The sequence below is a fragment of the Parasulfitobacter algicola genome (genome assembly GCF_013315265.1).
In the GTDB taxonomy this organism is placed as follows: Bacteria; Pseudomonadota; Alphaproteobacteria; order Rhodobacterales; family Rhodobacteraceae; genus Parasulfitobacter; species Parasulfitobacter algicola.
The window spans coordinates 12680-32125 of record NZ_JABUFE010000015.1 but is presented as its reverse complement, the minus strand read 5'-3'; the positions used below and the strand labels follow the sequence as shown (position 1 = coordinate 32125).

Sequence of the window (19446 nt, the reverse complement as noted above, 5' to 3'; positions counted from 1 at the left end):
ATATGGCTGGAATGATCGACGCCCATCAGCATTACTGGCATCCGTTGCGCGGGGATTACGATTGGATGCCAATGGATAATCCAACGTTGGCGCGCCCCTATGGCCCGGCTGATCTGGCCCCACATCTTGATAAACATGACGTGATGCAAACTGTGCTGGTGCAAGCCGCCGCGACCATGGCCGAGACCGAATATATGCTTGGCATTGCCGATGCGACGCCGTCCGTTGCTGGCGTTGTTGGTTGGATTAATTTCGAAACTACATCAGATTTGACGCATCTCAAGCGTCTGGCCAAGCACCCCAAATTTTTGGGTGTTCGACCGATGATCCAGGATATTCCCGATGATAACTGGATGCTGCGGGATGATATTCAATGGGCGTTTCAGGCGATTGTTGATCTTGATCTGACATTTGATGCCCTTGGCTTTCCCCGCCATCTGAAAAATTTCCACACTCTTTTGACCCGTTATCCTGATATGCGGGTTGTCATTGATCACTGCATGAAGCCGCAAATCCGCGATCATACCGATCAGTCTTTTGCACATTGGTCCACTGGAATGGCAGCCTTGGCCCGCGATACAAATGCGGTCTGCAAGTTTTCAGGTATTGTCACTGAAAGCCGCGACACCTGGACCGTTGCTGATCTGAAACCCTATGTCGATCATTTGCTGGATGTCTTTGGCCCGGACCGGATGATGTGGGGATCGGACTGGCCGGTCTGTCAGCTGAATGCCAGTTATGATGACTGGCGAACCGCTGCAAAGCAGTTGACCGATCATCTGACATCCAATGAAAAGTGTGCAGTTTTTGGTGACACTGCTGCGAAGTTTTATCGAATTTAGGGCGCGGTGATGTGTCGTGCAGCTGCGTCTTGTGCATGGTTTATCGCATCACTCATGCCCACTCCTTGAAGGCAGGCAGCAGCATAAGTGCCACAAAACACATCACCTGCGCCGTGGGTCGAAACGACATCAACGCATCTTGCCGCGGCAGTTTTAACGTCGCCCATAGGTTCTGCAAAAGCCACACCATCGCCGCCCAATGTCAGTATAATGCGCGCCTGCGGACAAAGGCGCTGCAACCGTGTGACCATAGTATCTGGATCAAGTTGTCCAATCGCAGTTTTCAAAAGATCGGCCCCTTCGACACAGTTCACGATCAGGCCATCAACCCGCGACATATCTTCGGGCGTGATACCATCCGCAGGGGCCGCGTTCAAAATAACCTGTGCGTTTGCTTGTTTTGCCAATCCAATCATGTGACGCAGAACATGCAACGGCATTTCGTTTTGCAGCAACACCATGTGGCAGTTTTCGGGAAATCTAAACGCGTCTATGTCGAAGTTTGCATTTTCGCCCGATACGATTACAGCCTGATATGATCCATCCTTTGCCGCAATCGCCACGCTCATGCCAGATGCGCCCGTACCATGTTGCAGTGCGGTTGTATCAACACCTGCAGTGTTCAAAATATCAGCCATTTCACGGCCGGGTTCATCTGCGCCAATACGTCCTGCGAATGAAACAGACGCACCAGCGCGTGCCGCTGCAATGGCCTGATTGCCCCCTTTGCCGCCAAATTTATACCCCACACGATCGCCTTTCAGCGTCTCATCTTCGCGCGGCAACCTGGGTGCTTGAACGATCACATCCCAATGCAATGCGCCAACAACAAGCAAGCGGGTCATGCGCCGTAAAGTGCCCGTGCCACGATGCGCGATGACAGTGCTGCATCCTGTCGCGAAATGGCTGCTGCCAGATCCGCGTCATCGACCAAGGTCGCCGCCACACCACGAAGTCGTTCGACCAAAGCGATATTCGTGCGGGCCTCCTCAATCGGGTTCAACCCCCCCATATCGGGAAATGTGTCGAAATAGATCACACCATCATACCCCTGTCGGATCATTTCGACCAGCAGCTCAACCGTTTGGATCGGATGCACTGTGCCTGCCATCAAACCATCATCGCGCTTGCCGTAGCCATCATTCAGATGCAGCCCCATCAGGTGTGAATGTCGGGCGATCAGATGGGCGGAATGCGCAGGCATTTCATCGGCATAAAGCACATGTGCAAAATCAAGCGTGACACCAAGGTTCGGGCGTGCGACCTCTTTCACGGCCAGCAGCGTCGTGCCTATATCAGGCATCAAGGCAAAAGCGCGTGGTTCATTCGGTTTGTATTCAATGGCGATATCAACACCGGGCACATGATCACAGACCTGCGCAATCGCATCGACGGTGTCGTCCCAGGCGCGGGCATAATCCATCTGAAATGCATAATCGAAACCATCCTGCCCCATCCACAACGTTATCAAGGATCCGCCCATATCTGCACAGGCATCAATACCACGTTTTGTCAGATCAATTGCGGCTTGCCGAACGGCCGCATCGGGGTGGGTAAAAGCCCCCAGCTTAAAGCCGGGGTCTGTGTAATATCGCATGGCCAACCCATTCAAAGCCATGCCTGCATCAGACAAATGATGTGATAACTGTGCCGAAGTATGATCTGAAAAATGGTCCGGGTAATTCAGATCCGCGGCATCCAGACCGCCGACCTGTGCGGCCCCTTCGATCATATCCACGACAGAGGCCTTACCACTGGTCAGGGCCTTGAATGCGTTTAAACGTGCGGCATATTTCGGGCGATTTGGACGCGTCATTTTGCCATGAACAATTCTGGGTGATCGCGTTCCAGCGGTTCAAGTTTCTGGATCAGGCGGCGCAGATGATCACGGGTGGCAAGGCGTGCCGCATCCGCATCGCGGTTTGCAAGCGCATCTATAATCTTGCGATGTTCGTTAAGCGTTTCCGCAACGCGTCCCGGTTGCGGCAGCAAAAGCCTGCGCGCGCGATTGACTTGCAGCCAACTGTTTTCCGCCATACGCGCAACTTTTGGATAGCCGGTAAAGGACAGCACCATCTCGTGCATCTGGGCATCTAACTCATAAAACCCCTGAAAATCCTCATCTTCAACCATCACAGTTTGCAAACGCAGATTGCGTCGCAGCTGTGTAATCTGATCGTCTGTTATATGGCCTGCTACAGCCTCAACCGCGGCCAGTTCAAGCGCTTCACGTAAAAATGCCCCCTCGCGAATGTGCTCCATTGAAAATCGCGCAACAAATGTTCCCGCCTGTGGGATCACATCAACCAGCCCGTCTGCGGCAAGTCGTGTCACGGCTTCGGCCACAGGTGATCTGGAAACGCCCAAATGGTCACATAATTCGGCTTTGCGTATTTTTTCACCAGGTTGAAAGGCCAATGACAGGATTGCATCTTTTAAACACAGGAAAACCCGGTTGGATAATGATCCTTCAAACGCATCCAACGGCATAAGCTGCGGTAATTTGGCGTTTTCGTCTTGATGTGATGCAAGGGACGTGGATAACATGCTAGTATGCTAGCAGATCATTTGAGCCCAAGCAATTGGAGCAGGCAGTAACAACCCGTAAAGAATGATCGGCGAAATGGGGGTAACCATGAGACTTAAGGGCAAGGTCGCAATTGTGACCGCAGCGGGTGCAGGCATTGGCCAAGCGACGGCCCGTGAATTTCTTGCACAGGGCGCACAAGTGATTGCAACAGATATCAACTTGGATGCTCTGTCGCCTTTGGACACGTCGGGCTGTAAGACATACAAATTGGATGTCACCGATAAAGATGCGGTCACGGCATTTGCACAAGATCAGGGCGCACCCGACATTCTGTTTAATTGCGCCGGATTTGTACATCATGGCACCATTCTGGATTGCGACGATGATGCGTTCGGCTTCAGCTTTGATCTGAACGTGCGTGCGATGTACCGGATGATGCGGGCTTTTTTGCCTGCGATGCTGGAGGCCAATGGCGGTAGCATCATCAATATGGCGTCTGCCGTTTCATCTATTCTGGCCGCCCCCAACCGCTTTGTCTATGGTGCGACCAAAGCGGCTGTGATTGGTATGACCAAATCTGTCGCGGCTGATTATGTGACGCGCGGTATTCGCTGTAACGCGATCTGCCCAGGCACGATCGACAGCCCATCGCTGCAGGATCGCATGCGCGCGCAGGGTGATTATGAAACGGCCCGCGCGGCCTTTATTGCGCGGCAACCCATGGGGCGTATTGGGACCCCTGAAGAAATTGCAAAGCTGGCTGTTTATCTGGCCAGTGATGAAACGGCGTTCATGACCGGACAAACCATAACCATAGATGGCGGCTGGACGAATACTTGAAGAACGAGGGATAAGATGAAGCTTTTAAGATACGGTGCCGCTGGCGCCGAAAAACCCGCTGCATTGGATGGTCAGGGTGATATTCGCGATCTGTCAGATCACATACCTGACGTGTCGGGCGATGAATTGAACCCTGAAAGCCTTATCAGACTATCGCAAATTGACCTGAATAATCTGCCTAAGATCGATCATGATGTTCGCATTGGACCATGCGTTGGGAACGTGGGCAAGATGATCTGCGTTGGTTTGAATTATGCCGATCATGCCGCCGAAGCTGGCATGGACGTCCCGCCAGAACCCGTTTTATTTTTCAAAGCGACCAGTGCCATCGTTGGCCCAAATGATGATGTGCGCATTCCCAAAGGATCCCAGAAAACCGATTGGGAGGTCGAGTTGGGCGTCGTTATCGGCCGCGACGCGCGCTATGTCGATGAAGACGATGCCATGAATTACGTGGCCGGGTATTGCGTTGTGAATGATTTAAGTGAACGCGCCTTTCAAATTGAACGCTCCGGCCAGTGGGTCAAGGGAAAATCTGCCGATACATTTGGCCCGATTGGCCCGTGGCTTGTGACCAAAGATGAAATTCCCAATCCGCAAAATCTGCACATGTGGCTTGAGGTGGATGGCCAGCGATATCAGGATGGATCAACGCGCACGATGGTGTACGGTGTGGCCCATCTTGTTCATTACATCAGCCAATTCATGAGCCTGCAGCCCGGCGATGTGATTTCAACCGGAACACCACCTGGTGTGGGTATGGGCCATAACCCACCCGTGTATTTGCGCGAAGGCCAAGTGATGGATCTTGGGATCGAAGGGTTAGGCAAACAGAGTCAGATGGCCAAAGCGTGGGACGCCTAGGCCTGCCATTCCGCGCCGCTTGGAAACAGATGCCGGGCAATACTGTCCGGTTTCATTTCGACTGAAAACCCGGGTCGTTGCGGCGGCAGGTAATGACCATCATGGGTACGAACCGGATCGACAAAATGATCATGCAGATGGTCAACATATTCCAGAACACGGTTTTCCAGACTGCCGGAAATTGCGATATAATCCAGAAATGACATATGCTGGATCAATTCACACAGGCCCACGCCGCCTGCATGTGGGCAGACGGGAATACCAAATTTATCGGCCATCAGCATGACGCCGATAATCTCATTCGGGCCAGCTAAACGACAACTATCCACCTGACAAAAGCTGATCGCATCTGCTTGCATCAATTGCTTGAACATCACTGCATTATGACAATGTTCGCCCGTGGCCACTTTGATGGGCGCAATTTCGCGGGCAATACGGGCATGGCCTAGAATATCGTCAGGGCTGGTGGGTTCCTCTATCCACCAAGGGTCAAATTCTGCCAAGTGCCCCATATTCTCAATGGTTTCTTCCACACCCCATACCTGATTGGCATCCATCATCAAGAACCGATCCGGTCCGATTTCATCGCGCAACAAACGGGCACGGCGCGTATCATCCTGTATCGACACGCCGACCTTCATCTTGAAATGGGTCCACCCTGCCGCAATCGCCTGACGCGCAAGATCACGCACCTTATCATCGGAATACCCCAACCATCCGGCTGATGTCGTATAGGCCGGATAGCCCACATCCTGCATCTGCGCGATACGATCCGCTTTTCCAGAAGCTTTGTCCTGAAGCCGCTCAATCGCTTCCGCAGGGGGCAACGCATCCGACAGATACCGCCAGTCGACCAAAGCCACCAGTTCCCGGGGTGTCATATCCGCCAGCAGGCGCCACACAGGTTTGCCCACGTGCTTGCCATACATATCCCAAACGGCATTCATCACAGCCGCGGCAGCCAGATGGATCACGCCCTTTTCCGGCCCGGTCCAACGCAATTGACTGTCACCAGTCACCAGCTTCCAGACCGCGCCCATATCGGCAAACAGCCCATCTATGTCGCGTCCAACCAAAAGTGCGGCAACCGCATCAATCGCAGCACAACACAGATCATTGCCGCGGCCGATCGTAAACGTCATTCCATGACCTTCGACATCGCCATCTGTGTGCAAAATCACATAAGCGGCCGAATAATCCGGATTGGGGTTCATGGCATCCGATCCATCCAGCAGTCGGCTGGTTGGAAAGCGGATATCGTGGGTCGTCACATTTGTGATGCGCGCTGACATATGTACACCTTCAGGATGAAACTTACATACTAACATGTTAGTATGCTTTGACCCCTAAAGGAAAGCATGTTCACGGCCGGCGGGCAAAATCAGTTTGTGATGAAACAAATCGACCCCAAGCATATTCCGCAAGTTCCGGGTCGTGTTATAGTATGTCTTTGCCAAAACTCATGATCTGGATTTAAACAAAAGGACCGATCATGATCTTTCAGATACACGCTCTTCCCTACCAGCCCTTTCGATATTTATTTGATCTGTCGGACTCTGACCTCAGAACACAAGACGCCCGCAGAGTGACAGCAAACACCACCCCCGGTTTCCCATGCCGCGTCAGTCTAGAAGACGCCAATGTCGGGGAAACGCTTATATTGATGAATTACAAACACCTGAATGCGAACTCTCCATATGCGTCGACACATGCGATTTATGTTCGTGAAAATGCAAGACAGGCGCAGCCGCAGCCGGGTAATGTTCCGCCAGTTCTGGAAAACCGGCTGTTGTCTGTGCGGGGCTTTGATCATCAGGATCTGATGCAATATGCTGATGTGATACAAGGTGGTGACCTTGCTGAAATGCTGAATGAAATATTTGCTGATATGTCCATCCGTTTTGTGGATATCCATAATGCCAAGCCCGGTTGTTTTGCAGCCCGCGCGACAAGGGTATCCATATGATCATGATCGCAAAAAATCTGCGCCAGATGTTCAAACTGGTTGACCGGATCGTTGTGTTCAGGCAGGGCCGAATTATGATGCTGGATCAGGGTGTTCACGCTGACGCCAGCTATATCTAGGGGTACGAAAGGGGTCCAATGCCAAAGCTTTGGTTTCTTGGGGAAGCGTTGATTGATTTTGTGCCTGCCGCGTCCGACAACGGCCCGGCCTTTGCGCCCAGATGTGGTGGATCGCCTTATAATGCGACAAAGGCCGCAGCGCTTCAGGATGTCAGCACCGGATTTCTGGGGCCTTTGTCCACCGATATGTTCGGCGATAAACTGGCGCAGGATCTGCAATCGTATGGTGTTGATATTTCCGGCACAGCCCGGTCTGATCATCCGACAACGCTGGCTTTTGTCGATCTGGACGGTGCCGAACCCCGCTATGCGTTTTACAACGCGATGACGGTGAACCAGCTTTTTGATACTGCAAGTATTTCTGCCGATATTCAGATTGGTGACGTGCTACATATCGGTTCAATTTCACTGATTGACCTACCGGGTGCGGATAATATCGCTGATTTCGTTAGAAAGAATGCGGATGGTTTGACAATCTCAATCGATCCGAACGCGCGCCCGGGCATGATCAAGGATATGCCAGCGTGGCGATCCAGACTGATGGATTTGCTGGGTCTGGCAAAGATCATCAAACTGTCGGATGAGGATCTGGCGGTTCTTGCACCTGATACACAGCCTCAGGATTTTGCGGAAACCCTGATCACAAAAGGCGCGCAGCTTGTGGTGTTTACACAAGGGTCCAGGGGGGCGCTTGCCTTTAGTGCAGCCGGTCAAGCCAGTGCGGCGGTGCCAAAGGTTGATCTGGTCGATACAGTCGGCGCAGGTGATACGGTCATGGGCACTGTCTTGGCAGAACTTTGGCATCAGGGATGGTTGACCGATAACGGCATTGCATCGCTGACAAGCGATCAGCTTGCCCTTTTGTTGCAAAAGGCCATGGCAGCCGCAGCCATCAACTGCACCAGATCGGGCTGCAATCCGCCGTCACGATCTGAACTGCATGCGTTTCTGGCAGACAGATAATCATGGCTAAACTTGCCCGTCACAGCCAGGCTTTCGTATCAGACAGCGATACGATCCGGACCCGCGCGGTCTGGCTTTATTATGCGCACGGGCTGACCCAACGCGATATTGCCGAACGTCTTGGCATCAGCCGGTCTACTGTGATCCGCATACTGGATGACGCGCGCAGACGTGCCGAAGTTCAGATCTGGCTGAACCCGTTTCCGGGCGATTATGCTGATCTCGCAATCCGGCTTGAAAACAGATTTTCCCTGGACGAGGTGGTCATCGCCCCATCGGCCTATCCGATGACACCGGAACAGACGGCAAAGAATGTGGGAATTCTGTTGGGGCAGTTCATGTCCGAGGTGATCACCGATGGTATGGTCATAGGATGCGGGTGGGGCCGCACGCTTAGCGGCTCACTTGAGACATTTCGCGCATCGCATTTCGCAAAGGTAAAGGTTTTGTCACTGTTGGGCAGCCTGGTAAATGCGCGTGGCGTCAACCCCGTTGATGTCAGCTGGCACATCGCCAACCGCCTACAGGCGGAATGCCTGCTATTTCCGGCCCCCTTGATCGTGGATTCTGCGGAAACCAAGAAAACGCTTATGGAAAAATGCGGACTGGATCGTCTGGTTGATCTGGCCTCGTCAATGAATATCGCAGTGATCAGCTGCGGTGAAATTGGCATGGACGGCACGTCCCTGACCCAGGACATCGTCAGCGCGGATGATTTCAATACCTTGCTAGGGGCCGGTGCGATCTGCGATACGATGTGTCACTTTCTGGATAAAGACGGATCAACCGTCGCACATCCAATCCATGACCGGGTCATGTCGATCTCGCTTGATACGGTGGCGCAGGCGGATCACATCGTGCTGGCGTCAGGCGGCGCGCAGCGGGCACAGGCGATCCGTGCGACGATCAAGCGCGTGGGCTGCAACACATTGATCACGGACGAAGCCGCCGCGCGCGCCCTGTTGAACAACTAAGCAAACCCCGACTGGCAGCTTTCACCTGGGGCAGATGTCCGCAGTCAGGGGTTACGCCTTGATCATTCCGTGATCAGACCCAAAACGGCACCAACCTCGACCAGCTCGCCTTCGGGCACCATGATTTCAGTCAACGTCCCGCTGACCGTCGCTTCAATTTCAATCGCTGTTTTAGTGGTTGTGATGGTCACGATCTCGTCGCCCGCCTTGACCGTATCGCCCACGACTTTAAGCCATTCGGTCACTTCGGCCTCTGAAATTTCGTTTCCCAATTGGGGCACCACAATTTTCACACTCATCCTGCTTTCCTTTTTTACAATCCGCGTCGCGCCAGATCCAGATCATCCCAACAGCGCACACCCCGCCAATTGGTCTTTTTGGCGGTGAATAACTCCGCTGTGACCACATCAACAATGTCATGGGCCTGCGGGAAATAGGTGCCTTCCATATCAGCGCCCGGCACGATCCAGTTGGGTGATCCCAAAACGCGCGGTGGCGCTTTCAGATCGGCAAACCCAAAGCGCGTCACATTCGCCGCGACCGTCATTGCAAAGCTGCCCCGTTCACACGCTTCGGTCACAATCATCAGATGCCCTGTCTTTTTCACAGACGTCAAAACAGTGTCGTAATCAAAGGGCACCAGCGACCGCGCATCTATCACCTCGGTCTCAAGCCCGTGGGTGTCGGCCAGCTCATCCGCCGCCTTGATCGCCTGATACAGCGATGGGCCAAAGGTCAGCACCGTCAGATCATCGCCCGTGCGTTTCACATCCGGCTGTCCAATTGGCAGACGATAATAATCCTTGGGAACGGCCTGAAACATCTCGGTTTGGTCATACAGGCGCTGGCTTTCGAAAAAGATCACCGGATCGTTCGACGATAGCGCGGCTGCCATTAGCCCTTTGGCGTCGTAAGGCGTGGCCGGATACACAACTTTCAGACCCGGAATATGCGCGATCAGGGCTGACCAGTCTTGCGAATGTTGTGCGCCATATTTGCTGCCGACTGAGGCACGCAAAACCACTGGCACTTTCAGATGCCCCGCTGACATGGACTGCCATTTGGCCATCTGATTGAAAATCTCATCGCCCGCCCGGCCGATAAAATCGCCATACATCAATTCGACCAGCGCGCGCCCGCCACCCAGGGCATAGCCAACTGCGGTTGCAACAATCGCTGCTTCGGAAATGGGTGCATTAAACAACCGGTGATGCGGCAGAATGTCGGCCAGCCCGCGATAAACGCCAAAAGCCCCGCCCCATTCGCGACATTCCTCGCCATAGGCGATCAGGCTGTCGTCATGGGTCATATGGTGCAAGATCGCCTCGGTCAGACCATCGCGCAGGGTCAGCGTGCGCATCGGTGACAGGGGGGCGCCACCCTCGTCCAGCCCGAACCGCGCCTTGCGATCCAGCGTACGCAAGGCTGCGGATTTTTCGACAGGCTGCGTCAGATCCGTGGGCGTATCCGGCTGCGGAATATGTGTGTTGGAAAACATCAGATCGCCGATCAGCGTCGGATCGGAATGGATATCAATTGGCGGTGCAACATTGGGGTCCACCACCGCGCGTACGATGGTACAGATCTGGTCGGCAACCTGATCGCGCAGGGTTTGCACATCTGCATCGGTCAGAACACCCGCATCTGTCATCTTGGCTGCGAATTGTGTGATGGGGTCATAGGGTTCCCATAATTTCAACTCGCCCCGCGACCGATAGGCATTGGTATCCGTCGTCGAATGCCCGCTGATCCGATAGCATTCCACATCCAGCAATGCAGGCCCGTCGCCACGTAACAATACCTCGCGTTTGCGGCGCACCGCATCGGCCACAGCCAGCGGATTGGTTCCATCCACCGTTTCGGCATGCATCTGGCGCGGATCAATGCCCGCCCCGATGCGCGACAGTCGATCCCAGGCCATGGTTTCCCCGCTGGTCTGCCCGCCCATGGCATAGAAATTATTGTTGAAAAAGAACAGGATCGGCGGGGCGCCCTTGCGTTTGTCTTCCCACAGGCGATCATATTGCCCCATGGCGGCGAAATTCATCGCCTCCCATACGGGGCCGCAACCGGTTGATCCGTCGCCCGCGTTTGCCACGCAAATTCCCGGTGCATTCGCCAGTTTTTTACGCAGCGCGGCGCCTGTTGCGATGCCCGCAGATGCGCCCACAATCGCATTATTCGGATAAGCCCCGATGGGCGCGAAAAACGCATGCATCGAACCGCCCATCCCGCCATTAAACCCGTTCGAGCGCATGAAGATTTCGGCCAACAACCCGAACAGCAGAAAATTCTCGGCCAGATTGTCAGTGCCAATCGCCTTGGACACGGTATCCCGCAGCTTTCCGCCGTCATGACGGTTCATCATCTGCGTGATGGTGTCCGCGTCCATCGCCATCAGCGCGGACAGGCCCTTGGCAATAAATTCACCGTGGCTGCGGTGTGATCCAAAGATGTGATCTTCGGGCGCAAGGGCCAGGGCTGCCCCAACAGCCGCCCCTTCCTGTCCAATCGATAAATGCGCGGGGCCTTTATATGTGTATTGTGTGTCCTGATAGGCCCCGGTTGATTTGAAACTGGACAACATGGTTTCAAATTCCCGCACGATCATCATATGCCGCAGCACATTTTTCAGCGCCACATCACCCCGCGCCTGACGCTCTGTGGCAAATGGAATATCATAGGAATGCACCGGAATTGGCCGAAATGTCACGTCACCTGACCGCAACACCTGCGCAGGATCAATAAGAAGTTGCTTAGGCATCTTCAGCTCCTCCCCTTACCATGCCATCAAGACACTCTTAATTTCATTTGATGAAGGTTGACACTTTTGTTAAACGAGATCAACAAAAGATGCAAATGTGGGTTTAAACCTGAAAAAGAGCGGATGATGTGATGACAAGTACTCTGGATCAATTGCGCGATATGACTGTGGTGGTTGCAGACACCGGCGATATGGAGGCGGTGCGTGCGCTGAAACCACAGGACTGCACGACGAATCCCTCAATCGTGTTGAAAGCCGTACAATCGGCAGAGTTTGCGGATGCGTTCAAAAAGGCCGTTTCAAATGGCACGACACGCGGCGATACAGTTCAGGACATAGCCACTGATCTGACAGTGACTGTGGGGGCTGAACTGTCTGCATTGGTCCCGGGCCGCGTTTCGACCGAGGTCGATGCAAGCTTGTCTTTTGACACCGACGCATCCGTCACACGTGCCCAGGAAATTATCGCCCATTACGCTAAACGTGGGATCGAAAAAGACCGCATCCTGATCAAGCTGGCCGCCACTTGGGAAGGCATCGCCGCCGCCGAGATTTTGGAAAAGCAGGGCATCAACTGTAACCTGACCCTGATCTTTGGGTTTGCCCAAGCGGTGGCCTGTGCGAATGCGGGGGTCTTTCTGATTTCACCTTTCGTTGGACGCATTACAGATTGGTACAGCAAGGCCAATGGCACGACCTATACGTCGGAAAACGATCCTGGCGTGCAATCGGTTCGCGATATTTATGACTATTATAAATCCGCACAGATCGACACGATCGTTATGGGGGCATCGTTTCGCAACACAGGCCAGATCAAGGCGCTGGCAGGGTGTGACCGGCTGACTATTTCGCCCGCGCTGTTGACTGAGTTATCGGACGATACCGAAACCCTGACACGCCATCTGTCGCCCAATGGATCAGATCCGAAACAACGCATCGAGATGGACCAACCGGAATTCCGCTGGCAATTGTGCGAAAACGCTATGGCCACCGAAAAACTGTCCGAAGGCATCCGAAATTTTCATGCTGATACGATGAAACTGTATGGGCTGATTGATAAGGCGATGCTGGCTTAGCAAATCGTTTGCGGGCTTTCAAAGCTGAAGGCATGCAATGTAGATGTCATTCGCTTTCAGGTCTGGATCGAAAATTTCACCTGCCTGGACGCATCGGTTATCAACTTTGGGATTATCAGTCCGTCAAACAAGTTCGCCGAAATTCCAAACTGGACCGAACCCTGATGGTGAAGACCGTCAGCTTGTTCCAAACAACCCGTTACACGGCATGCTGTCCATAAGTGGCAAATTTCGTCCATATCTAGTAATCCAAATAACGGTCGTCCTAAATTGGCTTCAGGTTATTTTTATTAGGAGACGAAATATACAAAATTTATCATAGCGTTTTTTGTGTTTTGCATATCATCATCAGTTTCAGCACAAGATTTTTACATGCCACCACTCATGGGGGCAATGTCGCGGTTGTTAGCTGCGCAAAGTCATATCCAAAAGTCAGAAGAACAACGTGCGCAAGCAACCACCGCCAGTGTGAATGCGGATTTTACATTTAAATCATATCGTGACCGCACAGCGCAAAATCTGCAGAATTTCATTGCAGGGATACCAGATGCGGCAGTCCGTGCCGAGTTGAAACAGGTCGTCGCAGCGCAGCCAAATATTATCTCAGAAATTGGTGCAGCAATTCAGCCATACGGACTTAGTCAAATGATGTGGCTGATGCCCATACCATGTGGTGGATTAACAGTTGGTTGGTATCGAAGAAACGCCGTGTCTTTGTCCGCCTGTGCTCTGCGAGAGTCTTTGCGGTGTGAAATGCTGAACACCTGTTCCAGCCGCCGCCAATCAGTAGTATCTTCATCGACTGAAATTCGCACAGCTTTCGTAACGGCGTTTGTGATCCGGTTGCCCACGCCAAACTATGCTCGACCAGAAAATCTTTTGCATTCAATCCGTAAAGGCAGATAGAAATGGTAGCCCTCCGTTCGTGCGGAGGCATCGACATGTAAGATTTTCATTGGAGTATCTTTCTAGATCCGGAGGACCCCATGGTAGAACTCAACTGACAAATAATGGCAGTTGGACTGGTTTATATCTCGAAAATCACATAGCCTGACAACTGGAGAAAACCATGTCGAAGAATATCATCGAAACTGTCACTTTCAAACTCAACGACGGCGTCAGCCGGCAAGACTTCATTGCTGCAGCAAACGAAATGAGCCCTTGGGTCGAATCCCGTCCAGGTTTTTTGCATCGCCGGCTCTCTTGCACGGAAGACGGGATCTGGATTGAGCATATTCAGTGGGCAGATATGGATGCCGCAAAAGCTGCCGCCGCGGAGATTGGGAAGATTCCCGGCAATGCTAACTTCCTGTCCGCCATTAACGGACCGACTGTTCAGCTCACACATTCTGAGCTGGAAGTTGTTATTAACTGAGACTTATGCAGCGCAGCGAACGTCTTGCGGAAATTGTGGAGATCGTCCGGGATGGGCGACTCCACCTTGCGCGTGACATAGCTGAAGCGCTCGAAGTATCGGTGCGAACGATTTACCGTGATATCGACACGTTGGTTGCCAACGGTGTTCCAATCGACGGCGAACGCGGTGTTGGCTATCTACTTCGTGAACCAGTGTTTTTACCCCCGATGTCCTTATCTTTGGTTGAGCTTGAAGCGCTCAGCCTTGGGATGGCGATCGTGCAGGAAGTTGCAGACGAAGAGCTGCAATCTGCGGCGAGTGGTGTGATTGCCAAGGTCGGTGAGCATGCATCAAATCGTCGCAACGCGCCAAAGTCATGGGGCTTTGGGCTCTACGAGTTTGAACGTGCACGTGAAGGCCTAAGTCACATGCCATTGCTACGTCGCGCAATTCGGGAAGGTCTGAAACTGAGAATTGATTACCTTTCCTTGGATGAGCAGTCATCAAAACGCACTATCCGACCGCTTCAGACAGATTATTGGGGGAAGGTTTGGACTTTATCTGCATGGTGTGAATTGCGCAGAGGATTTCGAGCTTTCCGGATCGACCGAATTCAAATGTGCGAGCCGACTGGATCGTCTTTCCAGCCTGAGGCTGGCAAAACCATCGAGGACTACTTGAGACATGTCGCAGAACAAATGGATCGAGAGAAAGACAGCTCATAACTACCTCGCCAATACCTTGGGCGGTGTGATCCCCAAGGATGCTTGGGGGGAGATTTCATACTTTTATAATCCTGGGATGGTTTTTAATCGCGGAGCGTACTTTGCGACCATCAAGGAAAAGAATGGGGACAACGACAAAGCATCAAACCTGGACAGACCTGGAGTTTGGCGCCTGAACCTGGGTGTCAGTAAAGGGGCATATCTTGAGATCTTTGGTCCACCACCACCTCGACCTGGAAAGGGGGGTGTCATCGAAGGCAATTGGGACTTCACGGAGAAAAACACTCTTACCCCGCATCCGATTTATGGTTGGATGTCTTGGATCTCAATCTTGAATCCAACTGAGGAGATGTGGGCTAAGTGCCTTCCACTAATTGATGATGCTCATTCGCGAGCACGCTCAAACTTTGAGAAAAGGCTGAGGGCGAAAAAATGATGGCTGTTAACGTGGCGTCGATACAAGCATTCAAACAAACTTGCATCGGCCTACAAAGAACTTCCGGCGGTATAGGGGGGACATTCCGTGCTGCAGTTGATGATCCAGCACGGTTCTTCAGCTCCAGAACTGTTGCGGCGCATTTTGGATTAACACCGCGCCGGTATCAGTCCGGCGAGATGGATAATCCCGGCCGCATCTCCAAAGTTGGTGACCGGGATGTCTGATCAACACTATATGCCGCAGCCAACGCAATGATGATGCGATCGGTTGCCAGCTCGGAGATCAGGTCTTGGGGCCTGCGTTTGATGCGTCGCAAAGGACGTCGGCAACACTGAGTTCCCTCAGAGATCATTGGAGGGTGCCGCATGAACTGAACCTTCAAAGATCAATGATGGGATCGTGCCTTACTGGACGAGGTCTGTAGATGACGCCGAAAATGGCTGCTGCGATTAGCAAGCGCGAGACTAAGCTGGGCGCTCTACGTCCATTCCGACACATGCATGCAGCGACCCAACCGAACCGGGTCACCAATGACTGCGAAGAGAAGCGTGACTCGGATGAAGGACATCGATCCAATAGAACGGAAATGAAACGATGAAATGAACTTGACCCCAACGCCCGATTAGAGAAGCTGACCTTGACTCTTATGCAGCAAGTTTCCTCTGAAGTCGACGCAGCATATTCCTGACAATCAGCTTGTGAGCTATGCCCACCGGTATCATGTACGCTCTGCCAAACAAGTTATGCACGGTCACCGAAGACGTAATGGAAATCTCGTTCCCCTGTGCCGACACGCAGGTCATCACATCAAGGTGCCGATCACGCTCAGTCAAAACCAAGGCCCTGTCGTCGCTGTGTTCGACCAAAAAGAAGTCTAGGTAGTCTCCCGCACGGATCGTATCTTTTGAGGTGCCAGAAAAACCACCGATGGACTTTACGCCAAACCTGCTCGAAACAGCATCGCGAATTCTGAACGCCAAGCTCAGAACGGGCTGCGGATCCTCCATAATTAGGTTCCACGCCTGTAAGGGCGAAATTGCACTCAACAAGCTCACAGTTTGACTATCAAAATAGTCAAGTGTGTCTAAAGGCGCCAGAATGCGGATATTACTATTTGACACGCTGATCATTACGCCACTTTAGCCGCACTGCAGCATTTTGCAACATAGGCTCGAAGCCGCCGAATGCACTTGCAGAGATGGCGGGTGCTGGTTCGTTCTGAAATCGGTCATTCAATCCGATGCTATGCTACCGGCGTCAGTGCTGTGCTGATGTCTGGGTTTGGAGGGAGGATTGGAGGCATATCATGCCAAGAGTCCAACTTCCCGCAGTCACCTCAAAGCGCAAAGCCTGGAACAAGGGGCGGATCATCGGCCAGAAACGACCGCTGCTTCCCAAACAGGTGTTGGCGATCCGCGCGCGACTCGAACTTGCGGGTTATATTCGCGACCTTGCGCTGTTCAACGTTGCGATTGATAGCAAACTGCGAGGCTGTGATCTGGTCAAACTCGACGTGACCGATTTGGTCAAAGAGGGTCGCGTTCGCGAACGGCTTTCGGTGACCCAGAGTAAAACAAAGAAACCGGCTCAGTTCGAGTTGACCGGAAATACACGCGATACCGTCATTGCATGGGTAAGATCACCAGAGATGATCGGATGCCCTTTCATTTTCCCCAGCCGCTTCCACGACCGTCCGAACATCTCCACGCGTCAATATGGTCGGCTTGTTCGTGATTGGGTGACCGCGATCGGATTAGAGCCCAGCAGCTACGGCACTCATTCGCTCCGCCGGACCAAAGCCGCTGAGATATACCGCAAGACTGGCAACCTTCGCACTGTGTAACTTCTGCTCGGCCATACGAACGTTGATAACACAATGCGGTATCTGGGGGTTGAGTTGGAAGATGATTTAAGTATTGCCGAACGGTGCTTGCCGTTCGCCGACTTAGAAGTGACCTAAGATCACGCAGCGGCGAAAACGAAGTGCGAGGCCAAAATCACCTAATGCTGCGATCTGCCCCAAAGATTAAAAACAGGTTCCAAAGGGTCATAAGAAGTTGATTTTGGTTTGGGGGCAAATCTTTCATTTCATTGCGCTCATTATTGATTCAAGCCGCCGAAAAGATAGGCATATGCGCACTTTGTGCCGGATTTCTCTGCTCGAAAGGGGCGATGCGGGTCAGGAGGGACAGTTGCCCCGTTGATCTTGTCACTGCGTTCGCGAATGACGCTTCTATGAACCAAAACCTGCGCATTCTTGTTGTTGAGTCTGATCCAGTACGGGTGCGTGACATTGTGGATGCGCTCAGGAACGCGGGCTGGTCGGATGTGAAAGCCTTGGCGCAAATCTCGGCGCTTGATCGTACTGTCAAGGAATGCACCCCCGATATCGTCCTGATCGACCTTGCCAATCCTGATCGCGATACGCTCGAACACATTTCCTATGCGACCGAGACATCCAAACGGGCCGTCGCTCTTTTCGTTGATCAAACCGACGACGATCTCACGCAGGCTGCACTGAATGCGGGGGTCAGTGCCTACGTGGTTGATGGATTGAAAATGGAGCGGATCAAACCGGTTCTGCAAACCGCAATTGCGCGGTTCAAACTGATGCGCCAGATGCAGTCGGAACTGGACGCCGCCAAACAGGCGCTGGAAGACCGCAAGACAATTGACCGTGCCAAGGGCATTTTGATGCGCCAGCGCGGTATCTCAGAGGACGAGTCTTACAATCTGCTTCGCAAAACCGCGATGGGCCAAAGCCGCAAAGTCATTGACGTGGCTCAGGCTCTTGTGACAGCGGCGGACCTTTTGTCATGAGCCATACTGTCCTGAATTGCGGCTATGTGCCCTTGGTTGACTGCGCCCCGCTTGTGATTGCCAAAGAACTGGGTTTTGCGGCAGAGGAGGCGCTGACCCTCAATCTTGTGCGCCAGCCGTCTTGGTCGGCTCTGCGTGATATGCTGGCGCTTGGGCATCTTGATGCGGCGCAAATGCTGTCGCCGATGCCTGTTGCCATGTCCATTGGGCTGGGCGGTCTGCCCGCGCAGGTCGATACCTTGATGGTGCTGTCGGTCAACGGAACAGTCTTTGGCGTTTCGCACGCGGTAGCTGTAGATATCGGGCCCGTGCCCTTTGGTGATGCGCACGCGCTGCTGCGGGCATTGCGTACAAAAAGAGACCGGCCGCTGCGTGTCGGCGTCCCGTTTCATTACGCTATGCACCGTCTGCTTTTGTCTTACTGGACCTCGTCCACACCTGATTTACGTATCGAGGAGGTCACTGTCCCGCCGCCACGCATGGCAGATGCTGTTGCAGATGGATTTGTCGACGCTTTCTGGGTGGGCGAACCTTGGGGGAGCCTGGCCGTCCAGCAAAATGTTGCGCAATTGATGATGACCGGACGCAATGTCTGGCAGTTTGCGCCGGAAAAAGTTCTTGCTGCCCGTCACGACTGGGTCGAGTCAAATGAAGATGCCGTACGCCGGTTGATGCGTGCGATCTTTCAGGCCTCGGCTTGGCTGGATAAACCCAAGAACAAACCCCTGGCGGTCGAGATTTTGGGCCGAAGCGAACACCTGAGTGTTTCACCCGACTTAATTGACCCGGCACTCACTGGCCACATCGTGCCGCGACAGAATGCGCCGCCCATCGCCATTCGGCACTTTTTACAGTTTCACAAGAACGCCGCCACGTTTCCATGGCGCAGTCAGGCCGCATGGATCGCAGACCAACTTGGCGCGGATGATGCGGGCATTGAAAAGGCCAAGGCATGCTTTCGGTCCGATCTGTACCGCCGGAACCTGTCTGGCATCGGGGCCGATTTGCCTGGTGCATCAGAGAAAGCGGAAGGTTCGCTTCAATTTGAAACAGCTGTTGCCTCAACCCGTGGGCATATGATTCTTGCAGCTGATGCCTTTTTTGATGGCAGTACCTTCGATTATACCCGTGAAGAGTGATGAATTATTAAGCGATTTCTGCATTGCG

21 protein-coding genes and 2 pseudogenes are annotated in these 19446 nt (G+C 53.1%); 15 read left to right on the top strand and 8 right to left on the bottom strand.

Annotated elements, in window-relative coordinates; all coding sequences use genetic code 11:
• Positions 1-2: 2 nt before the first annotated feature.
• The gene (locus tag HRQ87_RS17830) at positions 3-842 is read left to right on the top strand and encodes an amidohydrolase family protein (RefSeq protein ID WP_174139804.1); all 840 of its coding nucleotides are present in this window, start codon (positions 3-5) and stop codon (positions 840-842) included.
• Here HRQ87_RS17830 and HRQ87_RS17825 read toward each other — a convergent pair.
• Genes HRQ87_RS17825 through HRQ87_RS17815 form a run of 3 tightly spaced genes read right to left on the bottom strand, consistent with a single transcriptional unit; the run spans position 839 to position 3389 of the window.
• Positions 839-1687, bottom strand: coding sequence for a PfkB family carbohydrate kinase (locus HRQ87_RS17825; RefSeq protein WP_174139803.1), 849 nt, complete (start codon positions 1685-1687; stop codon positions 839-841). The two genes, HRQ87_RS17830 and HRQ87_RS17825, sit on opposite strands and share 4 nt — an antisense overlap.
• Positions 1684-2658 carry a sugar phosphate isomerase/epimerase family protein gene (locus HRQ87_RS17820; RefSeq protein ID WP_174139802.1) on the bottom strand — a complete coding sequence of 325 codons (975 nt, stop codon included), beginning with the start codon at positions 2656-2658 and terminating at the stop codon, positions 1684-1686. Before HRQ87_RS17820 ends, HRQ87_RS17825 begins: the two co-directional genes overlap by 4 nt.
• Positions 2655-3389 (bottom strand): GntR family transcriptional regulator, encoded by a 735-nt coding sequence (locus HRQ87_RS17815; RefSeq protein ID WP_174139801.1) that lies wholly within the window; start codon positions 3387-3389, stop codon positions 2655-2657. The genes HRQ87_RS17820 and HRQ87_RS17815 overlap by 4 nt, the downstream gene beginning before the upstream one ends.
• Positions 3390-3477: 88 nt before the next feature.
• Between HRQ87_RS17815 and HRQ87_RS17810 the strand changes: the two genes are divergently transcribed.
• Together HRQ87_RS17810 and HRQ87_RS17805 are read left to right on the top strand one after the other, a co-directional pair.
• Complete coding sequence (locus HRQ87_RS17810) at positions 3478-4212, top strand: SDR family oxidoreductase (protein ID WP_217430492.1); 735 nt, start codon at positions 3478-3480, stop codon at positions 4210-4212.
• Between the two features lie 15 nt (positions 4213-4227).
• On the top strand, positions 4228-5076 hold the full coding sequence (locus HRQ87_RS17805; RefSeq protein WP_174139799.1) for a fumarylacetoacetate hydrolase family protein: 849 nt from the start codon (positions 4228-4230) through the stop codon (positions 5074-5076).
• On the opposite strand, the gene HRQ87_RS17800 is transcribed toward HRQ87_RS17805, so the two are convergent.
• Positions 5073-6368 carry an L-fuconate dehydratase gene (locus tag HRQ87_RS17800; RefSeq protein ID WP_174139798.1) on the bottom strand — a complete coding sequence of 432 codons (1296 nt, stop codon included), beginning with the start codon at positions 6366-6368 and terminating at the stop codon, positions 5073-5075. The two genes, HRQ87_RS17805 and HRQ87_RS17800, sit on opposite strands and share 4 nt — an antisense overlap.
• 200 nt (positions 6369-6568) lie before the next feature.
• Between HRQ87_RS17800 and HRQ87_RS17795 the strand changes: the two genes are divergently transcribed.
• Genes HRQ87_RS17795 through HRQ87_RS17785 form a run of 4 tightly spaced genes read left to right on the top strand, consistent with a single transcriptional unit; the run spans position 6569 to position 9098 of the window.
• Positions 6569-7042, top strand: coding sequence for a DUF1203 domain-containing protein (locus HRQ87_RS17795; protein WP_174139797.1), 474 nt, complete (start codon positions 6569-6571; stop codon positions 7040-7042).
• Positions 7039-7161, top strand: a complete 123-nt coding sequence (locus HRQ87_RS20525) for a hypothetical protein (RefSeq protein ID WP_281356690.1) — start codon at positions 7039-7041, stop codon at positions 7159-7161. Before HRQ87_RS17795 ends, HRQ87_RS20525 begins: the two co-directional genes overlap by 4 nt.
• An 18-nt stretch (positions 7162-7179) precedes the next feature.
• Positions 7180-8124, top strand: a complete 945-nt coding sequence (locus HRQ87_RS17790) for a carbohydrate kinase family protein (protein ID WP_174139796.1) — start codon at positions 7180-7182, stop codon at positions 8122-8124.
• Between the two features lie 2 nt (positions 8125-8126).
• On the top strand, positions 8127-9098 hold the full coding sequence (locus HRQ87_RS17785; RefSeq protein ID WP_174139795.1) for a sugar-binding transcriptional regulator: 972 nt from the start codon (positions 8127-8129) through the stop codon (positions 9096-9098).
• Between the two features lie 62 nt (positions 9099-9160).
• Here the strand turns inward: HRQ87_RS17785 and HRQ87_RS17780 are convergent, their stop codons facing one another.
• Positions 9161-9397: a biotin/lipoyl-containing protein gene (locus HRQ87_RS17780; RefSeq protein WP_174139794.1), complete on the bottom strand. Its 237-nt coding sequence runs from the start codon at positions 9395-9397 to the stop codon at positions 9161-9163.
• Positions 9398-9411: 14 nt separating this feature from the next.
• On the bottom strand, positions 9412-11862 hold the full coding sequence (locus HRQ87_RS17775; RefSeq protein WP_174139793.1) for an alpha-ketoacid dehydrogenase subunit alpha/beta: 2451 nt from the start codon (positions 11860-11862) through the stop codon (positions 9412-9414).
• A gap of 131 nt (positions 11863-11993) precedes the next feature.
• Here HRQ87_RS17775 and tal point away from each other — a divergent pair, with 131 nt between their 5' ends.
• Positions 11994-12938 carry a transaldolase gene (gene tal, locus HRQ87_RS17770; RefSeq protein ID WP_174139792.1) on the top strand — a complete coding sequence of 315 codons (945 nt, stop codon included), beginning with the start codon at positions 11994-11996 and terminating at the stop codon, positions 12936-12938.
• 637 nt (positions 12939-13575) lie between these two features.
• Here tal and HRQ87_RS20690 read toward each other — a convergent pair.
• Positions 13576-13875: an AAC(3) family N-acetyltransferase gene (locus HRQ87_RS20690; RefSeq protein WP_425501608.1), complete on the bottom strand. Its 300-nt coding sequence runs from the start codon at positions 13873-13875 to the stop codon at positions 13576-13578.
• 132 nt (positions 13876-14007) lie between these two features.
• Between HRQ87_RS20690 and HRQ87_RS17760 the strand changes: the two genes are divergently transcribed.
• The 4 genes and pseudogenes from HRQ87_RS17760 to HRQ87_RS20685 form a co-directional block, all read left to right on the top strand.
• On the top strand, positions 14008-14313 hold the full coding sequence (locus HRQ87_RS17760) for an antibiotic biosynthesis monooxygenase family protein (protein ID WP_174139790.1): 306 nt from the start codon (positions 14008-14010) through the stop codon (positions 14311-14313).
• A gap of 5 nt (positions 14314-14318) precedes the next feature.
• Positions 14319-15020 (top strand): helix-turn-helix transcriptional regulator, encoded by a 702-nt coding sequence (locus tag HRQ87_RS17755; protein WP_174139789.1) that lies wholly within the window; start codon positions 14319-14321, stop codon positions 15018-15020.
• On the top strand, positions 14980-15456 hold the full coding sequence (locus HRQ87_RS17750; RefSeq protein ID WP_174139788.1) for a DUF6194 family protein: 477 nt from the start codon (positions 14980-14982) through the stop codon (positions 15454-15456). The genes HRQ87_RS17755 and HRQ87_RS17750 overlap by 41 nt, the downstream gene beginning before the upstream one ends.
• Positions 15457-15536: 80 nt before the next feature.
• Positions 15537-15788, top strand: a pseudogene (locus tag HRQ87_RS20685) (transposase); the annotation flags it as partial.
• 315 nt (positions 15789-16103) lie between these two features.
• Here HRQ87_RS20685 and HRQ87_RS17740 read toward each other — a convergent pair.
• Positions 16104-16589, bottom strand: a complete 486-nt coding sequence (locus HRQ87_RS17740; protein WP_174139787.1) for a DUF2867 domain-containing protein — start codon at positions 16587-16589, stop codon at positions 16104-16106.
• Between the two features lie 176 nt (positions 16590-16765).
• Between HRQ87_RS17740 and HRQ87_RS17735 the strand changes: the two are divergent.
• The 3 genes and pseudogenes from HRQ87_RS17735 (at position 16766) to HRQ87_RS17725 (ending at position 19418) form a co-directional block, all read left to right on the top strand.
• Positions 16766-17419, top strand: a pseudogene (locus HRQ87_RS17735) (tyrosine-type recombinase/integrase).
• 275 nt (positions 17420-17694) lie between these two features.
• Positions 17695-18279, top strand: a complete 585-nt coding sequence (locus HRQ87_RS17730; RefSeq protein WP_174139786.1) for an ANTAR domain-containing response regulator — start codon at positions 17695-17697, stop codon at positions 18277-18279.
• Positions 18276-19418 (top strand): CmpA/NrtA family ABC transporter substrate-binding protein, encoded by a 1143-nt coding sequence (locus tag HRQ87_RS17725; RefSeq protein ID WP_174139785.1) that lies wholly within the window; start codon positions 18276-18278, stop codon positions 19416-19418. Before HRQ87_RS17730 ends, HRQ87_RS17725 begins: the two co-directional genes overlap by 4 nt.
• Positions 19419-19446 lie beyond the last annotated feature (28 nt).